At 66.2% G+C, this 25,936-nt stretch carries 19 protein-coding genes; 7 read left to right on the forward strand and 12 right to left on the reverse strand.

Going from position 1 to position 25,936, the window contains the following annotated elements; all coding sequences use genetic code 11:
- Positions 1-319: 319 nt before the first annotated feature.
- Both RJT48_RS03980 and pan1 read left to right on the forward strand, forming a co-directional pair.
- Complete coding sequence (locus RJT48_RS03980; RefSeq protein ID WP_311170951.1) at positions 320-763, forward strand: type IV pilin domain-containing protein; 444 nt, start codon at positions 320-322, stop codon at positions 761-763.
- A 182-nt stretch (positions 764-945) separates the two neighbouring features.
- On the forward strand, positions 946-2,160 hold the full coding sequence (gene pan1 / locus RJT48_RS03985; protein ID WP_311170952.1) for a proteasome-activating nucleotidase Pan1: 1,215 nt from the start codon (positions 946-948) through the stop codon (positions 2,158-2,160).
- 83 nt (positions 2,161-2,243) lie between these two features.
- Here pan1 and RJT48_RS03990 read toward each other — a convergent pair whose 3' ends face one another.
- From RJT48_RS03990 to RJT48_RS04000, 3 genes are all read right to left on the reverse strand, one after another.
- Positions 2,244-2,675, reverse strand: a complete 432-nt coding sequence (locus tag RJT48_RS03990; protein WP_311170953.1) for a DUF7346 family protein — start codon at positions 2,673-2,675, stop codon at positions 2,244-2,246.
- 60 nt (positions 2,676-2,735) lie between these two features.
- Positions 2,736-3,326, reverse strand: coding sequence for a DUF7322 domain-containing protein (locus tag RJT48_RS03995; protein WP_311170954.1), 591 nt, complete (start codon positions 3,324-3,326; stop codon positions 2,736-2,738).
- 132 nt (positions 3,327-3,458) lie between these two features.
- Entirely contained in the window at positions 3,459-3,647 is a 189-nt protein-coding gene (locus tag RJT48_RS04000; RefSeq protein ID WP_311170955.1) for a DUF7331 family protein, read from the reverse strand.
- Positions 3,648-3,806: 159 nt separating this feature from the next.
- Between RJT48_RS04000 and RJT48_RS04005 the strand changes: the two genes are divergently transcribed.
- The 4 genes from RJT48_RS04005 (at position 3,807) to sufD (ending at position 12,907) form a co-directional block, all read left to right on the forward strand.
- Positions 3,807-9,095: a DNA polymerase domain-containing protein gene (locus RJT48_RS04005; RefSeq protein ID WP_311170956.1), complete on the forward strand. Its 5,289-nt coding sequence runs from the start codon at positions 3,807-3,809 to the stop codon at positions 9,093-9,095.
- A 138-nt stretch (positions 9,096-9,233) separates the two neighbouring features.
- Positions 9,234-10,151: an ABC transporter ATP-binding protein gene (locus RJT48_RS04010; RefSeq protein WP_311170957.1), complete on the forward strand. Its 918-nt coding sequence runs from the start codon at positions 9,234-9,236 to the stop codon at positions 10,149-10,151.
- 58 nt (positions 10,152-10,209) lie between these two features.
- Positions 10,210-11,640, forward strand: coding sequence for a Fe-S cluster assembly protein SufB (gene sufB / locus RJT48_RS04015; protein WP_311170958.1), 1,431 nt, complete (start codon positions 10,210-10,212; stop codon positions 11,638-11,640).
- Between the two features lies 1 nt (position 11,641).
- Positions 11,642-12,907 carry a Fe-S cluster assembly protein SufD gene (gene sufD, locus RJT48_RS04020; protein WP_311170959.1) on the forward strand — a complete coding sequence of 422 codons (1,266 nt, stop codon included), beginning with the start codon at positions 11,642-11,644 and terminating at the stop codon, positions 12,905-12,907.
- 33 nt (positions 12,908-12,940) lie between these two features.
- Here the strand turns inward: sufD and RJT48_RS04025 are convergent, their stop codons facing one another.
- From RJT48_RS04025 to RJT48_RS04060, 8 genes are all read right to left on the reverse strand, one after another.
- Positions 12,941-16,000 carry a DUF7286 family protein gene (locus tag RJT48_RS04025; protein ID WP_311170960.1) on the reverse strand — a complete coding sequence of 1,020 codons (3,060 nt, stop codon included), beginning with the start codon at positions 15,998-16,000 and terminating at the stop codon, positions 12,941-12,943.
- Positions 16,000-16,947, reverse strand: a complete 948-nt coding sequence (locus tag RJT48_RS04030; protein WP_311171339.1) for a DUF7284 family protein — start codon at positions 16,945-16,947, stop codon at positions 16,000-16,002. The genes RJT48_RS04025 and RJT48_RS04030 overlap by 1 nt, the downstream gene beginning before the upstream one ends.
- Entirely contained in the window at positions 16,944-17,396 is a 453-nt protein-coding gene (locus tag RJT48_RS04035; RefSeq protein WP_311170961.1) for a DUF7285 family protein, read from the reverse strand. Before RJT48_RS04035 ends, RJT48_RS04030 begins: the two co-directional genes overlap by 4 nt.
- Positions 17,389-17,868, reverse strand: a complete 480-nt coding sequence (locus RJT48_RS04040) for a DUF7283 family protein (RefSeq protein ID WP_311170962.1) — start codon at positions 17,866-17,868, stop codon at positions 17,389-17,391. The genes RJT48_RS04035 and RJT48_RS04040 overlap by 8 nt, the downstream gene beginning before the upstream one ends.
- Positions 17,869-17,936: 68 nt before the next feature.
- A complete protein-coding gene (locus tag RJT48_RS04045) occupies positions 17,937-19,694 on the reverse strand; it encodes a type II secretion system protein (RefSeq protein WP_311170963.1) in 1,758 nt (585 codons plus the stop codon).
- Entirely contained in the window at positions 19,691-21,841 is a 2,151-nt protein-coding gene (locus tag RJT48_RS04050; RefSeq protein ID WP_311170964.1) for an ATPase, T2SS/T4P/T4SS family, read from the reverse strand. The genes RJT48_RS04045 and RJT48_RS04050 overlap by 4 nt, the downstream gene beginning before the upstream one ends.
- A 77-nt stretch (positions 21,842-21,918) precedes the next feature.
- Positions 21,919-22,389, reverse strand: a complete 471-nt coding sequence (locus RJT48_RS04055) for a DUF7311 family protein (RefSeq protein ID WP_311170965.1) — start codon at positions 22,387-22,389, stop codon at positions 21,919-21,921.
- Positions 22,386-23,177: a DUF7310 family coiled-coil domain-containing protein gene (locus RJT48_RS04060; RefSeq protein WP_311170966.1), complete on the reverse strand. Its 792-nt coding sequence runs from the start codon at positions 23,175-23,177 to the stop codon at positions 22,386-22,388. Before RJT48_RS04060 ends, RJT48_RS04055 begins: the two co-directional genes overlap by 4 nt.
- A gap of 78 nt (positions 23,178-23,255) precedes the next feature.
- Here RJT48_RS04060 and RJT48_RS04065 point away from each other — a divergent pair, with 78 nt between their 5' ends.
- Positions 23,256-24,347, forward strand: coding sequence for a tubulin/FtsZ family protein (locus RJT48_RS04065; protein ID WP_311170967.1), 1,092 nt, complete (start codon positions 23,256-23,258; stop codon positions 24,345-24,347).
- A 123-nt stretch (positions 24,348-24,470) separates the two neighbouring features.
- Here the strand turns inward: RJT48_RS04065 and RJT48_RS04070 are convergent, their stop codons facing one another.
- Complete coding sequence (locus RJT48_RS04070; protein WP_311170968.1) at positions 24,471-25,826, reverse strand: alkaline phosphatase family protein; 1,356 nt, start codon at positions 25,824-25,826, stop codon at positions 24,471-24,473.
- Positions 25,827-25,936 lie beyond the last annotated feature (110 nt).

Genomic DNA, 25,936 nt, shown 5'->3' on the forward strand with positions numbered 1-25,936 from the left:
GATCGATGCGCCGGACAGTACTCCACAGCACTCGGCGTCGACCCAGTGCGTCCGCGAACGGTGCTCGTACTCGGGGACTCGATTTCTGATGCGGCCAGTTCTCAGTTATGAGTTTCACTGTAGCGAAGCAACTCACCGGTCTGATCGGTCGGGCCCTCAAACGAGCTAATATCCAGGAAACCGGCGTGTTAGCCGCTCTGATTATCAAATCTGACTCTGAGATGCGATGTTTTATATAATCGAGTGGGAAAAGCCCGGCCGGGGCAACCAGCGCCACTAGGGGGGACCCAGAGGTTGGGCTGGTGTCGCATCCAAGACAATGCAAGTACGACAACTCTTCACAGACGATTCGGCAGTGTCGCCGGTCATCGGCGTGATACTGATGGTCGCAATAACCGTTATTCTGGCCGCTGTCATCGGTTCCTTCGTGCTGAACCTCGGTGGCAGTCTGCAGAATACGGCGCCACAGGCGACCATTGACTTCAATTACAACGAGAGCGCCTCGCCAACCAGCGGCGACGGGAACGTGACGCTCGTTCACGCTTCGGGCGACCAGCTCGAAAACAGTTCAATTAGGGTCGCTACCTCAGACTCCACGTCCAGTTTCAGTGGGGCGAATTACAGTGACGAGAACTCTCCGTACACTGCCGGCGATCAGATTGCAAAGGGGCCCTACGACTCGGGCGAAACGGTCCGCCTCGTCTGGGAAGACCCCGAGGGTGGCTCCTCATCGACTCTCGCTGAAAGCAGCGCGCCGAACTGAATAGCGTATTCCTTCAATTTTTCAGACCGGCAGCGACGGGTGTCGGTATCGACGAACGAGGGGTCGAACGAGGCCCACCGGCGAAGACAGGCGCCTCGCAGACAGCGTAGAAGTGCGCTGTCGGCACCGCCGAGACTTCGCTGACCCGAAGTCTCTTAAGAAGTCCCACCTTACGAACAGTGATGACTGATACTGTGGACGACGTCGAACTCCCGTACGACGAGTCGGCGTCGCAGCAGGAGAAGATCCGGGCGCTCAGAGAGCGTCTGGACGTTCTCGAGTCCCAAAACGAAGAGATGCGGGACAAGCTGCTGGACGCGAACGCGGAGAACAACAAGTACCAGCAGAAGCTCGAACGGCTGACCCACGAAAACAAGAAGCTCAAGCAGTCGCCGCTGTTCGTCGCGACCGTCCAGGAGATCGGCGAGGACGGCGTCGTGATCAAACAGCACGGCAACAACCAGGAGGCGCTCACCGAGGTCACCGAGGAGATGCGCGAGGACCTCGAACCGGACGCGCGCGTGGCCGTCAACAACTCCCTGTCGATCGTCAAGCGCCTCGACAACGAGACCGACGTCCGCGCCCGGGTGATGCAGGTCGACCACAGCCCCGACGTCACCTACGAGGACATCGGCGGGCTCGAAGACCAGATGCAGGAGGTGCGGGAGACCGTCGAGATGCCGCTGGAGTCACCGGAGATGTTCGAGAAGGTGGGCATCCAGCCCCCCTCGGGCGTCCTCCTGTATGGGCCGCCCGGGACGGGGAAGACGATGCTCGCGAAGGCCGTCGCGAACCAGACCGATGCCACCTTCATCAAGATGGCCGGTTCGGAACTGGTCCACAAGTTCATCGGCGAGGGCGCGAAGCTGGTCCGCGACCTCTTCGAGGTCGCCCGCGAGAACGAGCCGGCGGTGCTCTTCATCGACGAGATCGACGCCATCGCCTCGAAGCGGACGGACTCGAAGACCTCCGGCGACGCGGAGGTCCAGCGGACGATGATGCAGCTGCTCTCGGAGATGGACGGCTTCGACGAGCGCGGCGAGGTGCGCATCATCGCCGCAACGAACCGCTTCGACATGCTCGACGAGGCGATCCTCCGCCCTGGCCGCTTCGACCGCCTCATCGAGGTGCCGAAGCCCGGCCGAGAGGGGCGTGCGATCATCTTCAAGATCCACACCCGGGATATGAACGTCGCCGACGACGTCGACTTCGAGCACCTCGCCGACCTCGCCGACGACGCCTCGGGCGCGGACATCAAAGCGATGTGCACGGAGGCAGGGATGTTCGCCATCCGCGAGGACCGGACGGAGATCACGATGGCGGACTTCCTCTCGGCGTGGGAGAAGATCCGGGCGGACGCTGCGACGGACGGCGAAGCCAGCAGGGCGTTTGCCTGAAAAGACCGTCGACCCGTTTCGGCCGGCCTGGCTAACGGCACCGTCGCCCCGTTTCGGTCGACCGCTTGTCGGCTGTTTTCGACTTACTCGCGTTCTCTGAGCGACGCCACCGCGCGCCGTGTCACGTCGGTGGCGTCGTAGCCGCGCTCGCCGTGGACGGTCGTCTCGACGAGGAGTCCCGCGGCCCGGAACTCCGTGAGCAGGCCGTGGAGATCTGACTCACAGAGATCGTAGGCGTCGAGTAGTTCGACGGCCGACAGCGGCCCTCGGTCGGCAAGTTCCACGAGCAGGCCGAGCGAACGGTCGTCGTGGGCGGCGCTCACGACGCGGCGGACCGGTTCGGGAACGCCCGTCGCTGCGACCGAAAGCGGCGCCTCGTCGGTCCCGTCGAACGTCAGTTCCGCGTTCGGCAGATACTGCTCCTCGCCGGTCCTCGGGTCCCGAACCCGGCTCGAATCACCGGAGCGTTTGACCAGGAGATACCGGTCACCGGACGCGTCGCGAACGGTCCGCATAGTGGGCCGGAGGGCCGGGGGCTGCATAGAGATTGTGCCTGCAGAACAGGGGACCCCGTGTCATACGTCGGTGGTGTCGGCGTTGGGAGTGTCGGTTTCAGGAGTGTCGGTGTCTGGAGTGTCGGTGTCAGGAGTGTCGGTGTCAGGAGTGTCGGTGTCTGGAGTGTCGGCGTTGGGAGTGTCGGTGTCAGGAGTGTCGGTGTCTGGAGTGTCGGTGTCAGGAGTGTCGGTGTCTGGAGTGTCGGCGTTGGGAGTGTCGGTCCTCTTCGGGGCCGTTCCGTCGGACGCGGCTGCGTCGTTCTCGTCGGCGGCGACTTCTCGCTGGTACGTCCGATAGAGATCGTACGTACGGTAGAGCGCAAAAACCCCGACGGCGATGGCGCCACCGCCCCAGGCCCACTGCCCCCGGAAGCCGACGAGTAGCAGCCCGATGCTGATCCCGGCGAGAGCGACGTTGGCGTAGACGACGGTCGCCCAGAAGAACTTCGCCAGGTCGCCGTCGATCTCGACGCCGAGGTCCTCAGCCTCGTCGGCGTCGCCGGGAATCTCGACCGACGGGACCGAGACGAGGTCCTCCTCGGGCGCGTCCCAGCGTCCCTCGGGATCGGGTTCGTCAGGTTCGTCGGGCCACTTGTCGAAATCCGACGGCACACGTCTGTGGAGGGCCGGCGTTCGCAAAAGCAGTTCGTTCTCGGACGGTCGCGACGCGAGAGAGAATGAGCCGTCGACGAGCAGTCCGCCGCGCGGTCAGGAATGGGCCGTCGACGAGCAGTCTGCCACCGATCAGCAGTGCTCGGTGAGCATCACCGTCTCCGACGTTTCGACCCACGCGAGCGGGTTCTGCGGGTCGTAGAAGACGATCCCGCCGTCGACCTCGTAGGATTCGACGTCCTCGAGAGCGCTCGCTTCACCCAGCCGCGTCGGCGCGGCTGACGACCGATTCGTCCGCTCTGTGTCAGCTCGGTCGGTCATCGTGAGATTTGGTAAGAAGTAACACACTATAGGTCTTGCGTCCGTCCCAACGTTCGCCTCGTCGGTGGCGAACAGTCCTCGCCAGCGGCTGCGACACTTCGGCCGCACCGATCCACCGGAATGCCGAACCTTTTACTCGGGACCGCCGAACGCGTTGCTATGAAACAGGCAGGGCTCACGGACGATTGGGGCGGCGGTGGAGACGACACCGCCGCTGATGCCCGGCCCGACGCGGAGGCGATCGCGGTGGCGGGCAACGGTAGCCAGCACGTCTCGGAGGTCGTCGACGCCGAGGACATCCGCTTTCCCGACGCCGACGGCACGGTCGAACTGATGGTCACGCAGGTGAACTACACCATCGAGGGAAGCGGCCGCCGGGAGTACCCCGTCCTCCACGTCTTCGGGCGGACCGCCGACAACGACACCGAACACGTCCGCGTCCTCGGGTTCGAGCCGTACTTCTACGCGCCGACGGACTCTCTCGACGACGAGAAACTCGACAAGGACGTCATCACGCGCACCGAGGACGGATACCAGAGCATCCGCGGGGACGAACTGACGAAGATCTGCACCCGCACGCCCCGCGACGTCGGGCAGATCCGCGACGAGTTCGACCACTACGAGGCGGACATCCTCTTCCCGAACCGGCTGCTCATCGACAAGGACATCAAGAGCGGCATCCGCGTGCCCACCCGGCGCCTCGGGAAGGGTGACAACACGCAGGGGGCTGCAAACGACACGATCCAGATCCCCCACGACGAGATCGAACCGGTCGACGTCGAGGCCGACCTCCGGGTGAACACCTTCGACATCGAGGTCGACGACCGCTCGGGCTTTCCCGAGGACGGCGAGGAGCCGATCGTCTGCCTCACGAGTCACGACTCCTACCGTGACGAGTACATCGCGTGGCTCTACGACGCCCCCGAGGCCGGCGACGGCGTCGACAGCCCCGACACACTCGACGACTACGAGACGCTCCGCGACGACACCGAGATCGACATCCGCACCTTCGAAGAGGAGGGCGCGATGCTCGACGCGTTCGTGTCATATATCCAAGACACTTGTGTAGATATTTTGACAGGTTGGAATTTCGAGGATTTCGATATGCCGTACCTCCTCGACCGGATGGACGTGCTCGACCCCACTTCCGACTACGACCTCGATCCGGAGCGGTTCTCCCGCATCGGCGAGGTATGGCGCAGCGGCTGGGGCGGCCCGAACGTGAAGGGTCGCGTCGTCTTCGACCTCCTCTACGCGTACAAGCGCACGCAGTTCACCGAACTGGAGTCCTACCGCCTCGACGCCGTCGGCGAACTCGAACTCGACGTCGGCAAGGAGCGCTACGCGGGCGATATCGGCGACCTCTGGGAGCAGGACCCGGAACGACTGCTTGAATACAACGTCCGCGACGTGGAGCTCTGCGTCGAGATCGACCGCAAGCAGGACGTGATCGCCTTCTGGGACGAGGTCCGGACCTTCGTCGGGTGCAAACTCGAAGACGCGACGACGCCGGGCGACACCGTCGACGTCTACATCCTCCACGAGGCTCACGGCCGGTTCGCGCTCCCCTCCAAGGGCCAGGCCGACGCCGAGGACTACGAGGGCGGGGCGGTCTTCGACCCGATCACGGGGGTGAAGGAAAATGTCACCGTACTGGACTTAAAATCGCTCTATCCGATGTGTATGGTAACGATTAACGCATCCCCGGAGACGAAGGTCGACCCCGACGAGTACGACGACGACACTTTTCACGCGCCGAACGGGACGCACTTCCGCCGGGACCCCGACGGCATCATCCGCGAGATGATCGACGACCTCCTCGCGGAGCGCGAGGAGAAGAAGTCCCTGCGGAACGACCACCAGCCCGACACCGCCACCTACGAGCAGTACGACCGACAGCAGGCGGCTGTCAAGGTCATAATGAACTGCTTCACGCCGGACACCGACGTGCTCACGCCCGACGGCGTCCGGAACATTCGCGACCTCGACGTCGGCGACGAGGTCTACTCCTTGGATCCGGACACAAACCAGATGGAGGTCAAGCCGGTCGAGGAGACGCACGAGTACCCCGACTACCGCGGGGAACTCGTCGATATCCAGACCAGCAAGACCGACTTCCGCGTGACGCCGAACCACCGGATGCTGGTTCGGAAGAACGCGAAAAACGGCGCGACGTGGGACGACTTCCGGTTCGTCGAGGCCGGTGACCTGGACGACTACTCCCACTACGAACTGCCGCACGACTGGTCGGTTGACAGCGGCGAGCGGATCGACGAGATCGACCTGACCGAGTTGATCCACGGCGACTACGAGGTCTGGGTCCGACCCAGTGTCCACGGCCACACGTTCACCGCCAAACTCGGCTGGACGCCGCGGCGCGTCCCGAAGGCCGACGTCGGAGAGACCGGATACGTCTTCACCGCCGAGGAGTTCGAAGCGCACCGCGAGTACATCGAATCGGTCTGTGAGCGGAGTTTCGTCCATCGCGAATCGGGCCGAAAGTGGATTCCCCGGACGTTCGACGCCGACGACTTCCTCGAACTCCTGGCGTGGTACATCACGGAGGGGAACGTCTACACCTCCGAGGAGCGGGAGTTCGGGGATCAACTCCGTGGATCTGCAACGACTGTCAAGCTCGCCCAGGAGGCGATTCCGGACGGCGGAACGGAAACAGTCGGCTGCGACGACCACGCCCGGATCGGTGACCTCCTCGACCGTCTCGGCTTCGATTACTACGTCGACGATCGATCCTACCAGTTCACCTCCAACCTCCTGGGTGACCTCCTCGAACGCATAGCCGGGGACGGGAGCTTCGAGAAACGGATTCCCGACCTCGTCTTCGAGGCCGCAAAAGAACAGAAACGCCAGTTCCTCGATACGCTCGTCGCGGGCGACGGCGACCGACAGCCGAACTCCTGGCGGTACACGACGTCGAGCGAGCAACTCCGCGACGACGTACTCCGACTCTGCACTCACCTCGGCAAGACGGCGAGTTACAACCGCGATAGCGGCTCGTGGCGGATCTACTGCACCGAGGACGCGGAGAACTCGATTCGGATGCATCGCAGCGGCAGCCGGAGTACGGCCGACGACGGCGTCTACTGCGTGACGGTCGCAGACAATCACACGCTGCTGGCGGGTCGCAATGGAAAGTTCCAGTGGACTGGGAACTCGTTGTACGGCGTTCTTGGCTGGGATCGCTTCCGCCTGTACGACAAGGAGATGGGCGCTGCCGTCACTGCGACGGGTCGCGAGGTGATCGAGCACACGGCAGACGCCGCGAACGAACTTGGCAACGAAGTGATATACGGGGACAGCGTTACCGGTGATCGTCCAGTGGTCGTCCGCGATCCGGAGGGACGGATGCGGATCATTCCGATCGAGGAGTTGTTCGAGCGGGCGACCGTCACCCGATCCGCGGAACTCGTGACGGCCGATGGGGCACCGGTCGGTTCCGCCGGACTCCCCAAAGAACGGCGGATTATCGACGGGTGGGAAGCGCTTTCGCTGAGTGACACCGGCGAAGCGGAGTGGCAGCCGATCGAACAGGTCATCCGTCACGAGACCGATTCGGATGTCGTTAACCTCCAGCACAAGGTCGGGGAATCGACGACGACACGGGATCACTCCTACGTCGTCGAGGACGGGCCGGACTTCGTGGAGGCGACCCCGGCGGAAGTCGACGAACCGCTGAGAGTTCCGGGTGTTCCGGAGGTAGAACCCGTCGAGACGATCGATGTCTATGAAGTACTCCACGGGTACGAACGCGAATACGAGGACGGGCGTGGCACCGGCGGAACGACAGTCAAAACGAAACGTGTCCACGCCAACGACGAGTACGTCTGGTTCGGCCACGAACATTACGACGAACTCGACTCGACGGTCAAAGTACAGCGATACGTCGACGTCGATAGCGAAGCGGGACGCGCGCTGATCCGGCTCCTCGGGGCGTACGTTCCGGAGGGAAGCGCTTCGACCGTCGAGACCACCACCTCGAGGTTCGGTGCGAGCATCGCTGAGTCCCGTCGGGAATGGCTCGAACAGCTTCAAGACGACTACCATCGTCTGTTCGAGAACGCGACGGCGAGCATCATCGCCAGCGACACCCGGGAGCGGCGAAAGGTGGAGTATACCACAGCGAGCAGGGACGACTCCGTCGAGTACGACGACGGGACGCTCAAGCTCCAGATGATGAACGAGCTTGCGGCGGTCTTCTTCAGGCAGCTCGCCGGTCAAACGTCGAGGGGCAAGCGAATCCCCTCGTTCGTGTATCATCTCCCGGAGGCGGCACAGCAGTTGTTCCTCGACGTGCTCGTCGAGGGCGACGGATCACGTGAGTTCCCGCGATACGCCGACGAGTACGCGGAGCGGAACTTCGACTTCGAGACGGTGAGCCGCGAACTCGCCGCCGGGCTCTCGATGTTGCTCACGCAACGCGACACGAAGCATTCGCTGAAATACCGGGAGGCGAAGGGAACGTACACGATTCGAACCGTCGATTCGTACGGTAGGGGCCGCGACCCGATCCTAACGGAGATCGACCACGCCGGATACGTCTACGACCTCAGCGTCGCGGAGAACGAGAACTTCGTCGACGGCGTCGGCGGCGTCGTCCTCCACAACACCGACTCAGTCATGTTGGAACTCGGCGGCGACGTCACAAAGGAGGAGGCTATCGAGCAGTCCTTCGAGCTGGAGGAGTACATCAACGACTCCTACGACGAGTTCGCGCTCCGGGAACTCGACGCCGCCCACCACCGGTTCCAGATCGAGTTCGAGAAACTCTACCGGCGTTTCTTCCAGGCGGGCAAAAAGAAGCGCTACGCCGGTCACATCGTCTGGAAGGAGGGCAAAGACGTCGACGACATCGACATCACGGGCTTCGAGTACAAGCGGTCGGACATCGCGCCGATCACGAAGGAGGTGCAAAAGCGCGTGATCGAGATGATCGTCCACGGCGAGGCGACCGACGACATCAAAGAGTACCTCCACGAGGTCATCACCGACTTCGAGTCCGGCGAGGTCCCCGTCGAAGACATCGGCATCCCTGGCGGGATCGGCAAGCGCCTCGACGCCTACGACACCGACACCGCGCAGGTCCGCGGCGCGAAGTACGCAAACGAGTTCCTCGGGACGAACTTCGGCCGCGGTTCCAAGCCCAAGCGCCTCTACCTGCGGAAGGTCCACCCCTCGTGGTTCCGCCGGATGGAGAGCGAGGAAGGCTTCGATCCGCAGCGCGACGAACTGTACGGCGAGTTCAAACGCGACCCCGACGTGATCTGCATCGAGTACGACGACCAGCTCCCGGAGGCGTTCGAGGTCGACTGGGAGAAGATGCTCGAAAAGACGCTGAAGGGACCGATCGCACGGATCATCGAGGCGCTGGGGATGTCCTGGGAGGAAGTGAAATCCGGCCAGGAACAGACCGGGCTCGGGAGCTTCACATAGGCCGCTTCGACCGGCGTCGGTTCCGGCGGAGTTTCGCGAAACGAAAACAAATTTTCCATACAGTAAAGCGTCTACTGGTGAATGCGTAACCATTATGGGTGTCACGGCCCACTCGACAGGTACGAGGCAACGAAACACATGGCTACACTCGAAATCAAAAACCTCCACGCGAGCGTGGCGGAGGACGGTGGCGAACAGATTCTTCGCGGCGTCGACCTGGAGGTCAACTCCGGCGAGATTCACGCCCTGATGGGGCCCAACGGGTCCGGGAAATCGACAACGGCGAAGATCATCGCCGGACACCCGGCCTACGAGGTAACTGAGGGCGAAGTACTGCTCCACCTCGAGGAAGGGGAGTTCGGCGACGACATCGACATCCCGGCCGACAAACGCACCTGGGACCTGCTCGATCTGGAGCCGAACGAGCGCGCGGCGCTCGGTATCTTCCTCGGTTTCCAGTATCCGGCGGAGATCGAGGGCGTCACGATGACGAACTTCCTCCGAACGGCGCTGAACGCCAAACTCGAAGAGCGCGAGGAACTCTTCGAGGACGACGAAGCCGACGCCGACGAGGACGACGAAGACGACGCTGGCTACGAGACCTCTCCCATGGAGGGGCCGGCAGACGACGACGAGATCGGCGTCGCGGAGTTCCAGTCGCTCCTCAAAGAGAAGATGGATCTCCTGGATATGGACGAGAAGTTTATGCAGCGGTACCTCAACGCGGGCTTCTCCGGCGGCGAGAAGAAGCAAAACGAGGTGCTGCAGGCAGCCATTCTCGAACCGTCGATCGCGGTCCTCGACGAGATCGACTCCGGGCTGGACATCGACCGGCTGCAGGACGTCGCCGACGGCATCAACGCCCTCCGCGACGAACAGGGAACTGGCGTCCTCCAGATCACGCACTACCAGCGGATCCTCGATTACGTCGAACCCGATCACGTCCACGTGATGCTCGACGGCAAGATCGCAAAGAGCGGCGACGCATCGCTCGCCGAGGATCTCGAAGACGAGGGGTACGACTGGGTTCGCGAGGAAGTCTACGAGACGGCGTAACTATGTTTGATTACGCACAGACTCATAAGCAACGAATCGTAAATACACACTACACACAATGAGCTCAGAACAAGACCACCTCAAAGACACGGACACCGAGGCGCGCTTCGACTTCAAGAAGGAGGAAGCCTCGGCGTTCCAGACCGAAAAGGGCCTGACGGAGGAGACCGTCCGGGTCATCTCCGAGGACAAAGACGAGCCCGAGTGGATGCTGAACCGCCGTCTCCGGGCCCTCGAACAGTTCCAGGCGATGCCGATGCCGACAGACTGGCCCGGCCAGCCCGACCTCTCTGAGGTCGACATCGCCGAGATCGTCCCGTACATCCGGCCCGACGTCGACGTCCGCGCGGGCGTCGACGACTGGACGGAACTCCCCGACGAGATCAAAGACACCTTCGACAAACTGGGCATCCCCGAAGCCGAAAAGAACGCCCTCTCGGGCGTCGGCGCCCAGTACGAGTCGGAGGTCGTCTACCAGAACATGCAGGAACGCTGGGAGGAGAAGGGCGTCATCTTCTGCAACATGGACAAGGCCGTCCAGGAGCACGGAGAGATCGTCAAAGAGCACTTCATGACGAAGTGCGTCCCCCCGAGCGACAACAAGTTCGCCGCCCTGCACGGTGCGGTCTGGTCCGGCGGCTCGTTCGTCTACGTCCCCGAGGACGTCACCGTCGAGATGCCCGTCCAGGCGTACTTCCGGATGAACTCCGAAGGGATGGGCCAGTTCGAGCACACGCTCATCGTCGCCGAGGAGGGTTCGGAGGTCCACTACATCGAGGGCTGTTCGGCCCCGAAGTACTCCGCCTTCAACCTCCACTCCGGCGGTGTCGAAGTGTTCGTCGGCGAAGACGCTCACGTCCAGTACTCCACGGTGCAGAACTGGTCGAAGAACACCTACAACCTCAACACCAAGCGCGCCTTGGTCGAAGCCGGCGGTCGGATGGAGTGGATCTCCGGCTCGATGGGCTCGAAGGCGACGATGCTGTACCCCTCGACGGTCCTGAAGGGTCGCGGCGCCTCCGACAACCACATCACCATCGCCTTCGCGGGCGAGGGACAGAACATCGACACCGGCGCGAAGGTCTACCACAACGCCCCCGACACGAAATCGACGATCGAGTCGAAGTCGATCTCGAAGGACGGCGGCCGCACCAACTACCGGGGACTAGTCCACATCGCCGACGGCGCCGAGAACTCCTCGACGTCCGTCGAGTGTGACGCGCTGATGTTCGACAACGAGTCGACGTCGGACACGATGCCGTACATGGAGATCAACGAGTCGAAGGTCGACGTCGCCCACGAGGCCACTGTCGGGAAGATCGGCGACGAGGACGTCTTCTACCTCCAGTCGCGCGGCCTCGACGACGACGACGCAAAGCAGATGATCGTCTCGGGCTTCATCGAGCCGATCACGGAGGAACTGCCCATCGAGTACGCGGTCGAACTCAACCGCCTCGTCGAACTCGAGATGGAGGGGAGCCTCGGATAGTATGAGCGGCACACAACTACCCGCGAACCTCTCCCCGGAGACGGTCGGGGAGATCTCCGAGCGGCGCGAGGAGCCCGAGTGGCTCCTCGAAGCCCGCCTCGACGCCCTTGAGGCGCTCGAGACGCTCGACCTGCCGGACGTCATCCAGACGCCCGGCCGTCGCTGGACGAACCTCGAGGCGCTCGACTTCGAGGCGCTGGTCGATCCGCTCGACCAGGCCGACGAGACCGAGCGGACGTCCGACGAGGGCATCGAGGTGCTCACCCTCGCCGAAGCGCTGGAGGAACATCCGGATCTCGTCGAATCCGCCTTCGGGTCGACGATCGACCCCCAGGAAAACTACCTCACCGCGCTGTCGGCGGCGCTTTTCACCACCGGCACAGTCGTCTACGTCCCCGAGGGCGTCGACGCCGAGGACGTGACGATCCGCGCGGAGATGAACTCCCGCTCGTTGTTCAGCCACACGCTCGTCGTCACCGAGAAGTCCTCGTCGGTCACGATCTTAGAGAGCATCGAGTCCGGGGAGGGGGAGGCGCGAAGCGCCTCCGAATCGTCGAGCGGGCAGAGCCCGCGAGACGCCGTCGACGCCGAATCGCGGTACTTCTCGAACCTCGTCGAGATCGACGCCGGCGAGAACTCCTACGTCCAGTACGGCTCGCTACAGGACCTCGAAGAGGACACCTACAGTTACACGCTCAAGCGTGCGGACATCGACACCTACGGGACGGTCAACTGGATCGAGGGCAACCTCGGCTCCCGGCTGACCAGAAGCGACGTCGAGTCGGAACTCAACGGCGACTCCGCGGAGACGAAGATCGTCGGCGCGTTCTTCGGTCACGGCGGCCAGCACTTCGACGTCAACGCCCGCGTCTGGCACCAGGCCGAGAACACGACCGCGGATCTGGTCACCCGCGGCGTCCTCGACGACCAGGCCCGGTCGGTCTACGAGGGCGTCCAGGACGTCGGTCGCGAGGCGTGGAACACCAGTTCCTACCAGCGTGAGAACACGCTGATGCTCTCAGACGAGAGCGAGGCCGACGCCTCGCCGAAGCTGATCATCAACAACCACGACACCGAGGCCTCCCACTCCGCGACGGTCGGACAGGTCGACCAGGAGGACCTGTTCTATATGACCTCGCGGTCGGTTCCGCCGGAGCAGGCCCGGAATATGCTCGTCGAGGGCTTCTTCGTGCCCGTCTTAGAGGAGATCGAGGTCGAGGAGTTCCGCGACGACCTCGAAGGCCTCATCGCCGATCGACTGCGGTAGCAGCGCTTTTCCTCACTTTTTCGGCTTTTTGCTTCACTCCCGCGAACAGCGACCAGTCGGCGTGACACATCGCGGTCCGGGCTCGGGATCGCGCCAGGCGACCGAGCGCTCGTCGACGTTGCCGTCAGTGTCGCCGACGCCGAGTCCGCCCGAGGGAACGGCCACGACCGCGACCGTCCGGACGCGGAAATCGATTCGCTCGTTTCGCCCCAGCGGCTCCGCCTCGCCATCGTCGTCGACATCGAGCGAGACCGACGTGCCGTCGCGAACGTACGTCGTCTCGCCGGAGGCGGTCGTCACCGCAAAGCGGCCGTAGGCGCCCCGGGACTCGACGATCCAGACGTTCGTCGTCGCGATCCACGGACTGAGCGTCGGAGAGATCGGTAATCCGGCCGGGATACCGCCGACGCGGCCGCCCGCCGCACGGTCGATTCCCTTCTCAGTCGCGCGCTTGGCGGTCTTCTCCGCTTGCTTCTCGGCGGCTTTGCGGGTCGCGGAGACGGCATCCTCGACCGCAGCCTGCGAGACGCGGACCGACTCGGAGGTTGCTACACGCCGGAGATCGACGCGGAGCGCCGTTCGGATGCGATCTTCCGCAACCGAGCCGCCCCCGCGGCCATCCGCTGCCGACTCGTCGACCGCAAGCGACGCCATCGTCCGCGCCAGCGACCCGTTTGCGGCCGCAACGGCCTGCGGTCCGGGGCCGCCCCACCGCGAGAACGCCCGGTCGACGACCGAGTCGCGCTCGGACCGCGAAAGCGACGTTTCAGTTGCCAGGGTTCGCTTCGCTCGGCGGCGAACCGGACCCAGCGAGTCGTCGACTTTCGCCCGCAGGTGATCTCTGCGGGCCCGAAGCGTCGCGTTCGTCGACGACTCAAGCGCCCGATCGGCGGCGATGAGCGACTGTCCGGCGGTGTGCAGGGAGACGCGCCCGGGATCGCCGAGAAGCGTCCGGGTGACGATGTCGGCGGTGTCGCCGTAGGGGACGGCGAAGAGGTTCACGTTCCGGACTGCGAGTCCGACGTACTGCTCGTCGTCCGCGATGCCGTCGACGAGTGCGCCGTCGACCGGCTCCGGAGAGAGGTACGCCGGATCACCGTCCGGGACCAGCGTGGTCTCCCCGCGCACGCCCGATCGACTACCGAACTCTTTTTCCGGCGACGGCGGCTCGGGTGTGAGATCCGCAAGTTCGTTCGCTCGCGAGGCGGCGATCCCCTTCGCGTCGAGGGCGCGACCGATGCCGGCGTTCTGCTCGCCCGTCTGTTCGGCGCGGGCATCGAGGCGATCGATGACCCGGTCGAGATACGCCGCCCGGGCAGCCACGCGGGTTCGATCGGCGACGCCGTCGTACCGGGATGGCGCATCGATCAGTTCTGCACGCTGCTCGCGAACAAGCGCCGCGAGCCGGGCTGCACCGTTGACGCGGCCGGTTGCTGCGTCGCTGGCGGGCACCTCGACGGAGAGTTCTCTGACGCGGTCGCGGAGATCCGTGAGATCCTCGTAGACCCACGGTTTGAGATCCCGCGGTCGATCCCCAGTGACTGTCGTCGACGCACTCGTTCGCCCACCGGTCACTGCCCGCCGGGCGATGGCGTCGGCGCCGCCGAGGTCCGACACCAGACGGCGACTCGCTGCATCCCCCTCCCTGAGATTGGGGCCGGCCAGCGATCCGCCAGACTCGAAAACCGGGCGGACAGGTTCAGACGGGCCCGGAACGCCACTGAGGCGACCCTGGGCAGTCACCCGGACACGGGAGATGTCGCGCCAGGATGCGGTCGTCGTCTGCGGCGTCTCGTTGACCTTCACCCACGTCCGTTCGACGGTGTGACGCTCGACGACCCGTCGGGTTGCGGTGTAGAGGCGTCTCTCTCCGAGCCCCGTGCGAATGATGCCGGTCCGGCTCCCAGCGCCATCGACTGACACGTCGGCCGTGACGTCAGAGTAGACGAGCGTCCAGTTTTCGCCGGGCTCCCGTGGCGAGGGCCGGCGGCCGGTGTGGAGAGTTTCGACGTCGGCGCCGACGGAGACAGTCGCGGTGTAGCCGTCGCGCTGGATCGATTCGAGGCTCTGTCCGCCGTTCTCACCGCGGAGCAGTCCCAGAAACGCCTCGTCAGCGGTCCCGTTGACGCCCACGGAGATCGTCCGTGTTGCTGGAAGGGCTCCACCGTCGGCGTCGTCGCGCCGCTCCGCCGCGTTGGGATCGGGTAGTTGCCCCGTCGCTGCGGACACGACCTGGGAGTTCGTCCGCGGATCGAGCACGTCCGTGACGCCGGTCTGGAGCGTCGCCCTGCGCACACCGGCCGCCGCGTCGGGGTCGCTCCGACCGAACGCGGCCCGCTGGGCGTCGAGGAGCCCCGCATTCGTCGAGAGCGCGACGTGCCGGTTGGCGAGGACGTTCTCGATCGGAAGCCCGCCGTACTGTCCGAGTCCTCGCGCCTGTGCGATCGCAGTCACACCCACGGTCATCCTGCGTGCGAGTCCGGGCGCCTCGATCGGATCGGCGTCGAGGCGGGACTGAAACCGCTCGGTGCGGTCGTGCAGCGCCAGGACGGGTACACCGACGGTGACAGTCCGATTCACGCGTTCTCTGCCGATCACCCGGCCATTCTCCTCGACTGTCATCGTCAGATTGCGGATCGTCACGCGGAGCGCCGTCCCGTCGTCGACGCTCGAAATCGAGACGCGGCGGATCGCCTCCGGGACGGTATCAACGGACTCTCCGAACGAGGCGTACGTCCGGGCCGTCCCGCGCCGGTGTTCGACGGTTGCCATCGCGTCCCGCGCGGCGAGGAAAATTCGGAGCCGGAGATATCGACGAAAGGTGTTTGCTCCCGCAAGCGCCCCGCCAGCCTCGCTTTCCGCGGCGGCAGTGACCGGTTCCCGGGCAGCGGCCCGAGCAGCGTCCCGGGCGGCCGCTCTGAGTGCCGCCGTCGCTTCGGCGTCCACGCGATCGGCCGCGACGTCAGCCGATCGATCGACCGGAGCGGGGCCTGTCGTCGCAAGCGAGGCTGCGAAGGTCGAACTACCGACCAGAAGCAACACGCCGATCAGCGCGAACGGGACCCGCCCCCGGTCGTCGTCAGCGAAGCGCATCAGCGGGCCTCCTCACCGGCGTCCCACGTTCGAACGACGATCCGAACCGACGAGACGGAGACGTTCTCGGCCGCCGCCGTTGGGCCGTCGTACCGATTCCGAAGGTCCGCGGCCATCCGCGGCGCGAGCGCGTCTGCGAGCCGAGCGTTCGCCGCGGTCGTATCTTCAGTCGCAAGCGGCGTCGAGAGCGAGGTATTCGTCACGGCTCCAAGCCGGTCGTATCGATGTCGAACCAGGACGGCAGCCGGATCATCGCCTCGAAGCGTGATCCGCGCGGGACCGGGCGGCACGAGGACGGCAACGGTCCGGTTTGCGACCGCGGCCCCGAGCGCATCGAAATCGGTCGTCGCCGACTCGGAGACCGGATCGGCGCGAGTGGGAACCGTGAGCGTCGCGGCGTGCACCCCGGTGGACGGGGGCTCGGGGCCGACGCTGGCTGTGCCGCCGACTGGGGCCCCCGGATACGGTCGCCAGATCGCATCGATGCGGATCCGCGCGCCGGTTCGCGCTCGTACCGCGTCGCGAACAGCGCGACGGAAGTCGATCCGGGTTCGCGTGAGTGGCGTCCATTCCGACACAGTGGACGTTCCGTTCGCATCTGTGATCCGACTCCCCGCGAGGCCGCTGTTTGCGGTTGCGGCGCGCGCGAGGAGTCCGGCGAGGCTACCGTGTGCCGTCCGATCAAGTTCGGGCGAGTCGGCCCCACCGGTCCGTGGGCCACTCCTCGCTGCGCTGCTCCGGTTGCCCAGTCTCCTCCCGGAGTCCCGTACGCCTTCGAGTCCGGGCGCGAGTGAGTAGTTGACCTGCGCAGTCGTGGTCGCGAGCGTCGCCGCGACAGCGTCGGCCCGTCCGGGCTCTTCCGTCGACGGGCTGTCGACCCCGACGAGTCCGACGACAGCCGCCGAGATGAGAAGCAGGCACAGCACCGCATCGATCGCCGCGTTCATCGCCACACGTAAACGCGGAGCCGACCCCAGACGACGCTGCCGTCGCCGACTGCGACGCTCACCGGGCGGTCGGCAGTATCGACAGCGGTCTCGGTAGACCCTCCTCCTGCGGGGGGAACCCGTCCGTTCGTCCAGCGACCATCGGGCGTCGTGACAACGACTGCGAGATGATGCCCATCGGGCGCGACGGTCTCGGCGCGGGAGAGGCCGACCGGCGAGACCACCCCGCCCTCACTCACAGCATCGTACACGCGATCGAGCGTCGGCTCGGCGAGCGCGTTGTCGGTCCCCGTGGGCACCACAGCCCCGAGTGAGGTAGCATACAGCGAGACACCGGTACAGACCGCAAGGAGAGCGATCAGCGCCACGATCGGTGTCGTCTGTGCTCGGGAGCAGGTGGAGAAGGCGCGGGAGGACCTGCAGAGTCCCCGCGGAGCTGTCTCACGCATCGACGAGGACGACATCCACTCCCTCCCAGGTGACGCGTCGGACGATCAGCGTTCGATCGATCTCTCGCCAGGTGGCGTCCTGACCATCGGCCCGCGCCGCGACGATCGCTTCCCGGAACGCCTGTGGTGAGTCAAAGACCCGGCTCGGGGGCGTGCCATACAGAACGTCCCGGAGCGGCGAATCGCCGTCGGGAACCGGCGTTACGGGGCCGAACGCGAGCGTCGCGTGCGCGGTGCCTGCATCCGATCGGAGGCCGATCCGACGAGTCCCGAGCCGGATCTCGTCGGCCTCCAGTGGGTGTTCCGCAGTCGCAGTGTACTCGGCGGCGGCAACACGGTCGACTGTCCCCGCGGCGGCCCCGGCGTCCGGGGGCGGTGTTGTCGGGAGCCCGGCTGCCGCACCGACGAGCGCGACGCCCGCCAGCGACAGCCCGATCCAGCCGTACCACGCTTCGAGCGGCAGGTCGAACATAGGACGGTTGGTCGCGTTTCCGTATATAAACACTCGGGCGATGCTGGCTCCTGAGCGGGAGACCGCCGTCAGAACAACAGCGAGGCACCCAGGAAAGCCACGAGATACGTCGCGGTCGCCGAACACAGCGCCACCCCGACGCGATACCCGACGAGCGAGCGATCGAGACCGCGATCGAGGCCCGTCGCCACCGCGGTGAGGATCACCGCGAGCGCGAGAACGTAGACGCCGACGGCCGTTCCGAGCGTCGACGGCGCGAGCGTTGCGGCTCCCGGTGCAGCAGTGCCACCTAGCGAGGCGCTCTCGACGGCTGTCGGTTCCGTCGCGGCCATCTGAGTCGCCATCGCGACGGTCGCGCCACCGACGAGCGGCCCGAAAAGCGCCGCCGTATGGGCGAGTGTGCCAGTAATCGCCGCAAGCTCCCGGCGTGCATCGGCCTGGACTCGCCGGAGCTCTGTCAGGTGATCCGCCAGGGCAACGAGCGTCGGCCCGGACGGACGGCCCTCCCTGGCAGCGACAGAAAAGAGTTCGGCGGTCGCGCGGGCCCTGGGGCTCGGTACCTCGCTGAGCGCGCCGTGATCGCCGAGGAACGCCCGGGAGATGGGGACACGCAGCCGACGCTGGACGCCAGCCGCGGATTCGAAGAGTTCCGCAGTCCGTCCCGTCGTCGCCTCGGCAGCCGCTCCGATGGCCGTCTCGACTGATTCTCCGGCGCCCACGCGCCGGCCGACCACCGCCGTCGCGTCAGCGAGCCCGGATTCGATCTTCCGAACCTCCCGACGTACCGCCCGCATCGGACGGTAATGAACCGCGAGCGCGGCGCCAGTTCCAAGGCCCGCAGCGGCGACCGGCGTGGCCCAAGTCGCGACCAGCGAGCCAGCTATGGCCCCGACGCCGAGCCCGCAGATCCCGGCGCCGATGCCGCGCGCCACTCCCGATGGAACGTCGGGATGCGCCCTCGTCACCCGCGGCGGGGGCACGGCAATCGGACGGCGCAGGAGGAGCCACACGCCAGCAGCGACGAGTGCGACCGGCAGGACGACGTCGTAGAGTACGATGAACACTGTCGCAGGGACGACCACGCCAGCGGCACGGGCCGCGGGCAACACGCCGACGAGCGCGAGGGGCAGGAGAACCCCGAACGCATAGATCCCACTCGCCGGTCCGCGGACGTTGCCGGCGAAGTCGGCCATCTCGCTCCGGGCGCCGTCGAGGATCGTCTCCAGTGCGCGATCGAGTGCGCTCTCCCGCTCACCGGTCGGCGCCTCGACGGCGGCAGAAAGCAGCGAAACCGAGCGTTCGAGCGCGGGGAACCACGGCTGCCACTCGTCGGCGAAGGCCTCGAACCCGGCTGCCGGGCCGAGGCGAGTTCGATCCGCGTGCGCCGCGAGGCTGCGGGCAAGCGGGCCATCACCGGTCCTGGCGGCAAATATCGCTGCGCGCTCGGGGGTCGCATCGAGTCTGAGCCGGAGCGCAGCGCGGGCGACGAGTCCGGGGGCGTCACCGAGCGCCCGGGTCCGCCGGAGCGTCGCAGCCGCGACCGGCAGTCGATGCAGGACGTGCGTGGTCCCGAGGCCGACCCCGGCGGCTGCCGGGAGCGTGGCCGCGAGCGGAAGCGAGGGGAGAGCGACCGACAGGGCGCAGATAACCAGTAGCGCGCTCGGGAGGGCGGCTACGTAGCCCGCGCGGACGACAGTCTCCGCCCGGAGGTCGCTTTCGAGAAAGGAAAGCGAGCGGCGAAGCTCCGTCGTCGGCTCGACTGGCCTCGGATACCACTTCGCCAGCCTGCGTGCGACCCGGTGGATGCGGGCGTGCGATCCAGTCATCGGCTCTCGCTGTGCGAGCGGTCGAGATCCCCGGGAGCGGTCAGCCCGACGCTCGCGAGCCGCTCGAAACGCCTTCGTTGCCCTTCCAGTAGCGAGAGGAGATCGCCGTATGATTCCCCGCTCGCACGGAGCCGTTCCAGGACCGCGCTGTCTCCGCGATCCACCACGCCTGTCGGGTGAAGCTTCGCGTTCTCGCGTTCGTACAGCGGGACGAAGATCGTCCCGTCGTCGGTCGAACGGACCTCCTCGATCGCAGCGACGTGGCGGGAGTCCCCGTCGTGGGCGCAGGTGACGACGAGGTCCGTCGCAGCGAAGGACGCTGGCGGCACGCCGAGATCTGAGACGACCCGCTCCCGGACCGCCGCCGCGGAGTCGCCGTGGATCGTCCCGAGGACGGCGTGGCCGTGGGCACCGATCCGCATCGCCTCGTAGAGGGAGGCGGCCTCTTCGCCCCTGACTTCGCCGATTGCGAGCGCGCCGTCCCCGAGTCTGAGCGCTGTCCGAAGAGCGTCGGTTGGTGAAAACGCGCGCCCGTCTCCGGCCGCGCTGTCAGCCGCTTCGATTCCCTCCCCGACATCAGTATGAAGCGCCTGAACGTCACGCCCGTGCTCGCGGAGTGCCTCGATCGGAAGTTCCGGGGTGTCCTCGATGCTCACCAGACGCGTCGACTCGGGGAGTTCCCAGAGGAGCGCCCCCAGGAGGGTCGTCTTGCCGGCGCCGCGCGTGCCGGCGACGATCGTCGCCGCACCGCGCTCGACGACGAGCGAAAGGAAACCCGCCGCCGCGGACGATAGCGACCCGACAGCCACGAGTCTCGCGAGCGTCCAGGCCGTCTCGTTGCGGACGCGGAACGCGAATCCGACTCCGTCACTGGCTGGCGCCGTCACGCTCGCGACACGGACCTGGCGACCGGTCTCGGCGACGACCGCGGCATCGAGCGTCGGTGAACTGCGGGAGAAGGCGCGGCCGCTCTCCCGTCGAAAGCGCGAGGCGAGCGACGCGGCGCCGTCGGGCGTCAGCCGGACGTTCGTCGGAACGCGGTCGCCGTCGATAACGACTCTGACTGGGGAGTCCGTCACCGGCGCCGAGACCACGACATCGGAGACGCGTGCATCGGCGAAGAGGTGTTCGAGGACGCCCAACCCGCGGGTGTGCCGTTCGAGGACCGCAGTTAGCGTCTCCATCGGATCATCCGTGTCAGCAACGCGCCTGATCGCCCGTCCCGCGGCCCGGTCGCCGCCGCCGACGGAGCCGTTCGCGAGGACATCGTAGGCGGCCGCGAGTGTCGCCGTCGCGTCGGCGTCGAGCTCGTGGGCAACCGGAGCAAGGTGATATCGGGGGCCATCCGTCGCTTCGACGATCCGGACCGTCGCGCCGGTTTCGAGATCGCGGGTCTCACGGATCGGGGCTTCCGGTGGCCGGCGGGATACCCGACATCGGGATAGCGTCGGTCCGACGTAGGCGCGCAGGACATCGTCGTAATCGACGGAGGCGTTTGCGTATCCCGGCGACAGGTGGTCGACGGAGGCGTCGTCGCCGGTCGGCGTAGAGTCGGTCCTCCCGGTCGCCATCGCCTCTCTGACGGCGCGGGCGGCACCCTCCGCGAGGCCGGTTTCGGCCGCGATGCGACTGACAGCTCCGGCTCGCCCGGTTGCTCTGTGCGCTGCGGCGACGGGATCTCGGCGCGCCCGCTCGGCCAGCGATTCATCGTGGAACCGGACACGCTCGACGAAGCGACCCGCGGCGAGGAGGAGCCCCAATGACTCCTCGGCGTACGTCCGCTCCCGGCCGTCGCTCCGCGTCCGAACGACGTCCGCGTCACGGTCTGCGAGCGCCGATATCACGGTCGATCGACAGGCGGGGGCGGACGCGAGGTCGCCGTCGCCTGGGCAAGCAGACGAGTCGACGACGAGTTCCCGGCGATCCGTGATCCCGGTTCCCTGCGGCCGCTCGATGGAGGGCTGACACTTACACGCGTCGGCCGGGACGCCGCCGTCCGGGGATGGATTCCCTGCTTTTCGGTCCGGACTGCCAACCACGGAGTCGACGCCCGCGAGCGACGATGTGACGGCTGCCAGAACGCCCCGCACATCCGAAATTGTCGCCGTTCCCTCGTCGTTCGAGGGACCATCGCTGTTCGGAAGCATACCGCGGCTGGCCGCGTACTCGTATATAAACCTCCGGCGGGTTCGGCCCGCTGCGATCCGTGCCGACCACCACGGAGCTACGGCGATTCCGAGCGCGAGACGACGAGCGTCGGGCGACCCGCCTCGGCGACGAGCGCGATCGAGACCGAATGGCGTCCGTCGTCCCGGAAGACCACGGGCCCGTCCGGGGTCCGGATCGGCACCGGAAACGAGAGCGTCCGGCGGCGCGTCGGCGATGACTCCAGCGCGTAGGCGACGACTGAGCGGTTCCCCGGCCCTCCGGGTCGGCCCCCCACAGCGAGAAAGGCCGGTCCCGCGGCCGTCAGTGATCCGGACGGGAGTCGAACGCTGACGCGCCGGACCGCGGCCCGTCGCCGGGTCGGTATCGCGTCCGAGCCGGCGGCGAGACGCGCTCCCGCCCGTTCGAGTCGATCGACGGTACCCTGGATCATTGTGTCGGTGCGAGTGGCCCGCGCGTGATCGACTGCCGGTGTCGCGGCAGCGACCGTCGCCAGCGTCAGGACTGCGGCGATTACCAGCCGGATCACTGGAAGGCGCTGCGCAGCCGCGACGCGAGGGAGTCGCTCTCGCTATCTTCCTGTGGTTGGGAATCGGATCCCCCACCGACCGACGCTCCGCTGCTGTGACTGCTACTGTCCCTCACCCGAGGATGCCCGTCCGCAGACACCCCTCGGCCGCGACCCGCACCTGCGGCGTGTTCCTCATCAGTATCCCGTGCTGGCTGTCGCCCGCCGGAATCCGGCGGTCGTGTGTCTTCCCGCTCTGTCCGGCGTGTTTGCTCACTCGGGGCGGATCCGTCGCGTTGGGTGGCTGCAGTTGCGGATCGCGGGTCGCCTTTTCGCCCGTCGTCGAACGCCCGTTCGAGCGTCTCGACCTTCGCAAGGGCGACCGACGCTCGGCGCTCGACGGCTTCGTCGATGGCGTTGACGCCGTCCAGCATCCCGCGCACTGATTCGAGTTCGGCTTCGATGGCGGTCACGCGACGTTCGAGTTCCGAGAGCCGCTCCTCGTGAGCCCTGGTGTCGTCTTTGGTTTGGTCTGTCTGGGCGTCGTCCATCTGGGAGTCAGCAGCCGACGCCTGCTGGCTCGAGTTCATCTGATCACCAGCAGTCGACAGCTGTTGCCCCGAGTTCATCTGATCACCGGCAGTCGACAGCTGTTGCCCCGAGTTCATCTGATCACCGGCAGTCGATTGCTCGGCTGTCTGGGTCGGTTGTGACTGTTCCCTCTCGGAAGTCCGGGCGTCGTGGGCTGCGCGTTCGACCGAGTCGAGACTGGCTGCGAATGCGTCCGTCCCCGGGGAATCGGTCGGCATACCGGCCGTGGCCGCGGCTTTATTTATAAACCTCCGGCGGCACCAACGTTGAAGGTGCGTCTCGTTCTCTCACAAGATATGAAGTCCGTCCTGATCGGCGTCGGCCAGGCCGGCGGGAAACTCGCCCGCGAACTGGTCGAATACGACGAGCGGATGGGATTCGACGCCGTCCGCGGCGCCGTCGCGGTCAACACCGCGAAAAACGACCTCCGTGATCTGCCCTTCGAGACCGTCCTGATCGGACAGGACCGCGTGAAAGGCCAGGGTGTCGGCGGCGACAACGAACTCGGCGCCGAAGTGATGCAGTCCGACAGCCGCGAGGTGCTCTCCGCGCTCGAGGGCGATATCACGGCCGGCACCGAATCGATCTTCGTGGTCGCCGGACTCGGCGGCGGCACCGGCAGCGGTGGCGCTCCCGTCCTCACGAAGGAACTGAAGCGGATCTACGACGTCCCCGTCTACGGCCTCGGGATCCTCCCCGGGCGCGACGAGGGCGCGATGTACCAGGTCAACGCGGGCCGGTCGCTGAAGACCTTCGCCCGCGAGGCCGACGCCCTCCTCCTGGTCGACAACGACGCCTTCCGCTCGGCGGGCGAGAGCCTCACTGAGGGCTTCGATGCGATCAACGAGGAGATCGCCAAGCGAGTCGGCCTGCTGCTCGCGTCCGGGGAAGTCGTCGACGGCGTCGCCGAGAGCGTCGTCGACTCCTCGGAGATCATCAACACTCTCCGGGACGGCGGCATCGCGGCTCTCGGCTACGCCTCCGCGGAAGCGGCTCCTGATCCGGAGGAGAACATCAACACCGTGATGAGCAACGCCAGACGTGCCCTCCTGACTGGATCGAGCCTGCCCGACGCCACCGACGCGGACGCGGCCCTGCTGATCGTGGCCGGCGACAACGACAGCATCCCGCGGAAGGGGGTCGAGCGGGCCAGACGCTGGGTCGAAGAGGAGACCGGGAGCCTCCAGGTCCGCGGCGGCGACTTTCCGCTGTCGAGCGATCGGCTGGCGACGCTGGTCCTGCTCGGCGGGGTCGAGCGCTCGGAGCGACTGGAGGCGTTTATGGAGCGCGCGGAGGAGGCACAGGCGGCCGAGACCGAGATCGGTGAGCGACGCGACGACGACCCCGCCGAGCAGTGGGCAAACGACGACCTCGACGATCTACTGTAGTCGTCAGCGGGTCGACGAGTAGTCGTCAGCGGGTCGACGAGTAGTCGTCAGCGGGTCGACGAGTAGTCGTTAGCGGGTCGACGAGTAGTCGTCAGCGGGTCGACGAGGGGAGTAAAGCGCGGACTACCCCTTGAGAAGGCTCGCGCCGTCGAACTCCGCGCGGGAGTAGTCGACGTCCATCAGATCGAGGATCGTCGGCGCGATGTCGTAGAGGTCGGGCGTGACGCCCTCGATGTCGACGTCCGGATCGTCGACGTACAGCGAGGCGTTGTCGAAGCTGTGCATTCCGTTGCGCGGGCCGGAGCCGAACACGTCGTCGTGGCCCTTGAACCCGGATTTGAGGTCGAAGCCGTGGTTCGGGACGACGACCAGATCCGGCGCGATGTCGTCGTGGTCGCCGCGGAACGCCTCCTCCTTCTCGACGACGCGGTCGGCCACCTTGCGGCCCTCGGGACCTTCGAGGGCTTCGAGTTCGGCTTTGAGTTCCGCGCGCGTCGCCTCGTACTCCTCTTGCGGGACGCTGCCGCGCGGCTCGCGCCCTTCGAGGTTGATGTAGAAGCGCCCGGGAATCAGCGAGTACGCCCGAGTGTCGTCGTCGATATCGCCGAGTTCCTCGTGGTCGTCGTCCTCGTAGGAGAGCCACCCCTGCTCTTCGAGCCAGGCGTTGCAGTGGACCTCGTGGTCCAAGGAGGTAAAGCCGTGGTCGGAGGCGACGACGAGCGTCACGTCCTCGGGCAGCGACTCGCGGAGTTCGCCGACGTACTCGTCGACCGCCTCGTAGAACTCGAAGAACGCCTCTCTGTTTTCACCGTCCTCCTCGTAGTCCTTGAACAGGAAGTGGTTCACCCGGTCGGTCGTCATAAAGACGCCGAAAAAGAGGTCCCAGTCGTCGCGGCCGATCACGTCCGAGAAGGCCTCGTAGCGCCGGTCGAGCGTCTCGTGGGCGTTCTCGACGAACTCGGTTTTGTCGTCGTCGTGGCCGAGTTTGGCGTTGACGTCGATCCGGTAGTTCAGCGCCTGGAGTTCGTCCCGGAATTTCTCGGGGTGGGCCGCCTTCTTGACCCCCGGCGAGAGGAAGCCGGAGACCATCCGCTGGACGTTCCGCTGTGGCGGGAAGGTCACGGGGACGTTCAGCACGCTCGCCTTCCGGCCCGCGTCGGTCACGCGGTCCCACAGGCGCGTCGCCTGGACGTCCCGACCCATCGGCACGTACGTGTCGTAGGAGCCGTTCTCGCGGTCCTGGAAGCCGTAGACGCCGGTCTCGCCCGGATTCACGCCGGTCGTCAGCGAGGGCCAACACGCCGACGACTCCGGCGGCACGATGCTCTCGATCGGACCCGCGCTCCCTTCCTCGGCGATGGCCGCGAAGTTGGGGAACCGATCGGGGTGCTCGGCGAGGAGACTGTAGGGGACGCCGTCGATACCGATGAAAGCGACGCGCGGTTGATCCGATCCGCGCAGTCGGTCGAACAATCCCATACCGTCCGTTTCCGGGGGAGCGGCATAAGAAGTTTCGTCTCCGCGCCATCTGCCGGCGTCTCGGACGCCCCGGCTGGCCGAAGGGTACCTCCCGGTCGCTTCGGCCTCCA

Source organism: Halobellus ordinarius, from assembly GCF_031823395.1.
GTDB classification, from domain to species: domain Archaea; phylum Halobacteriota; class Halobacteria; order Halobacteriales; family Haloferacaceae; genus Haloquadratum; species Haloquadratum ordinarius.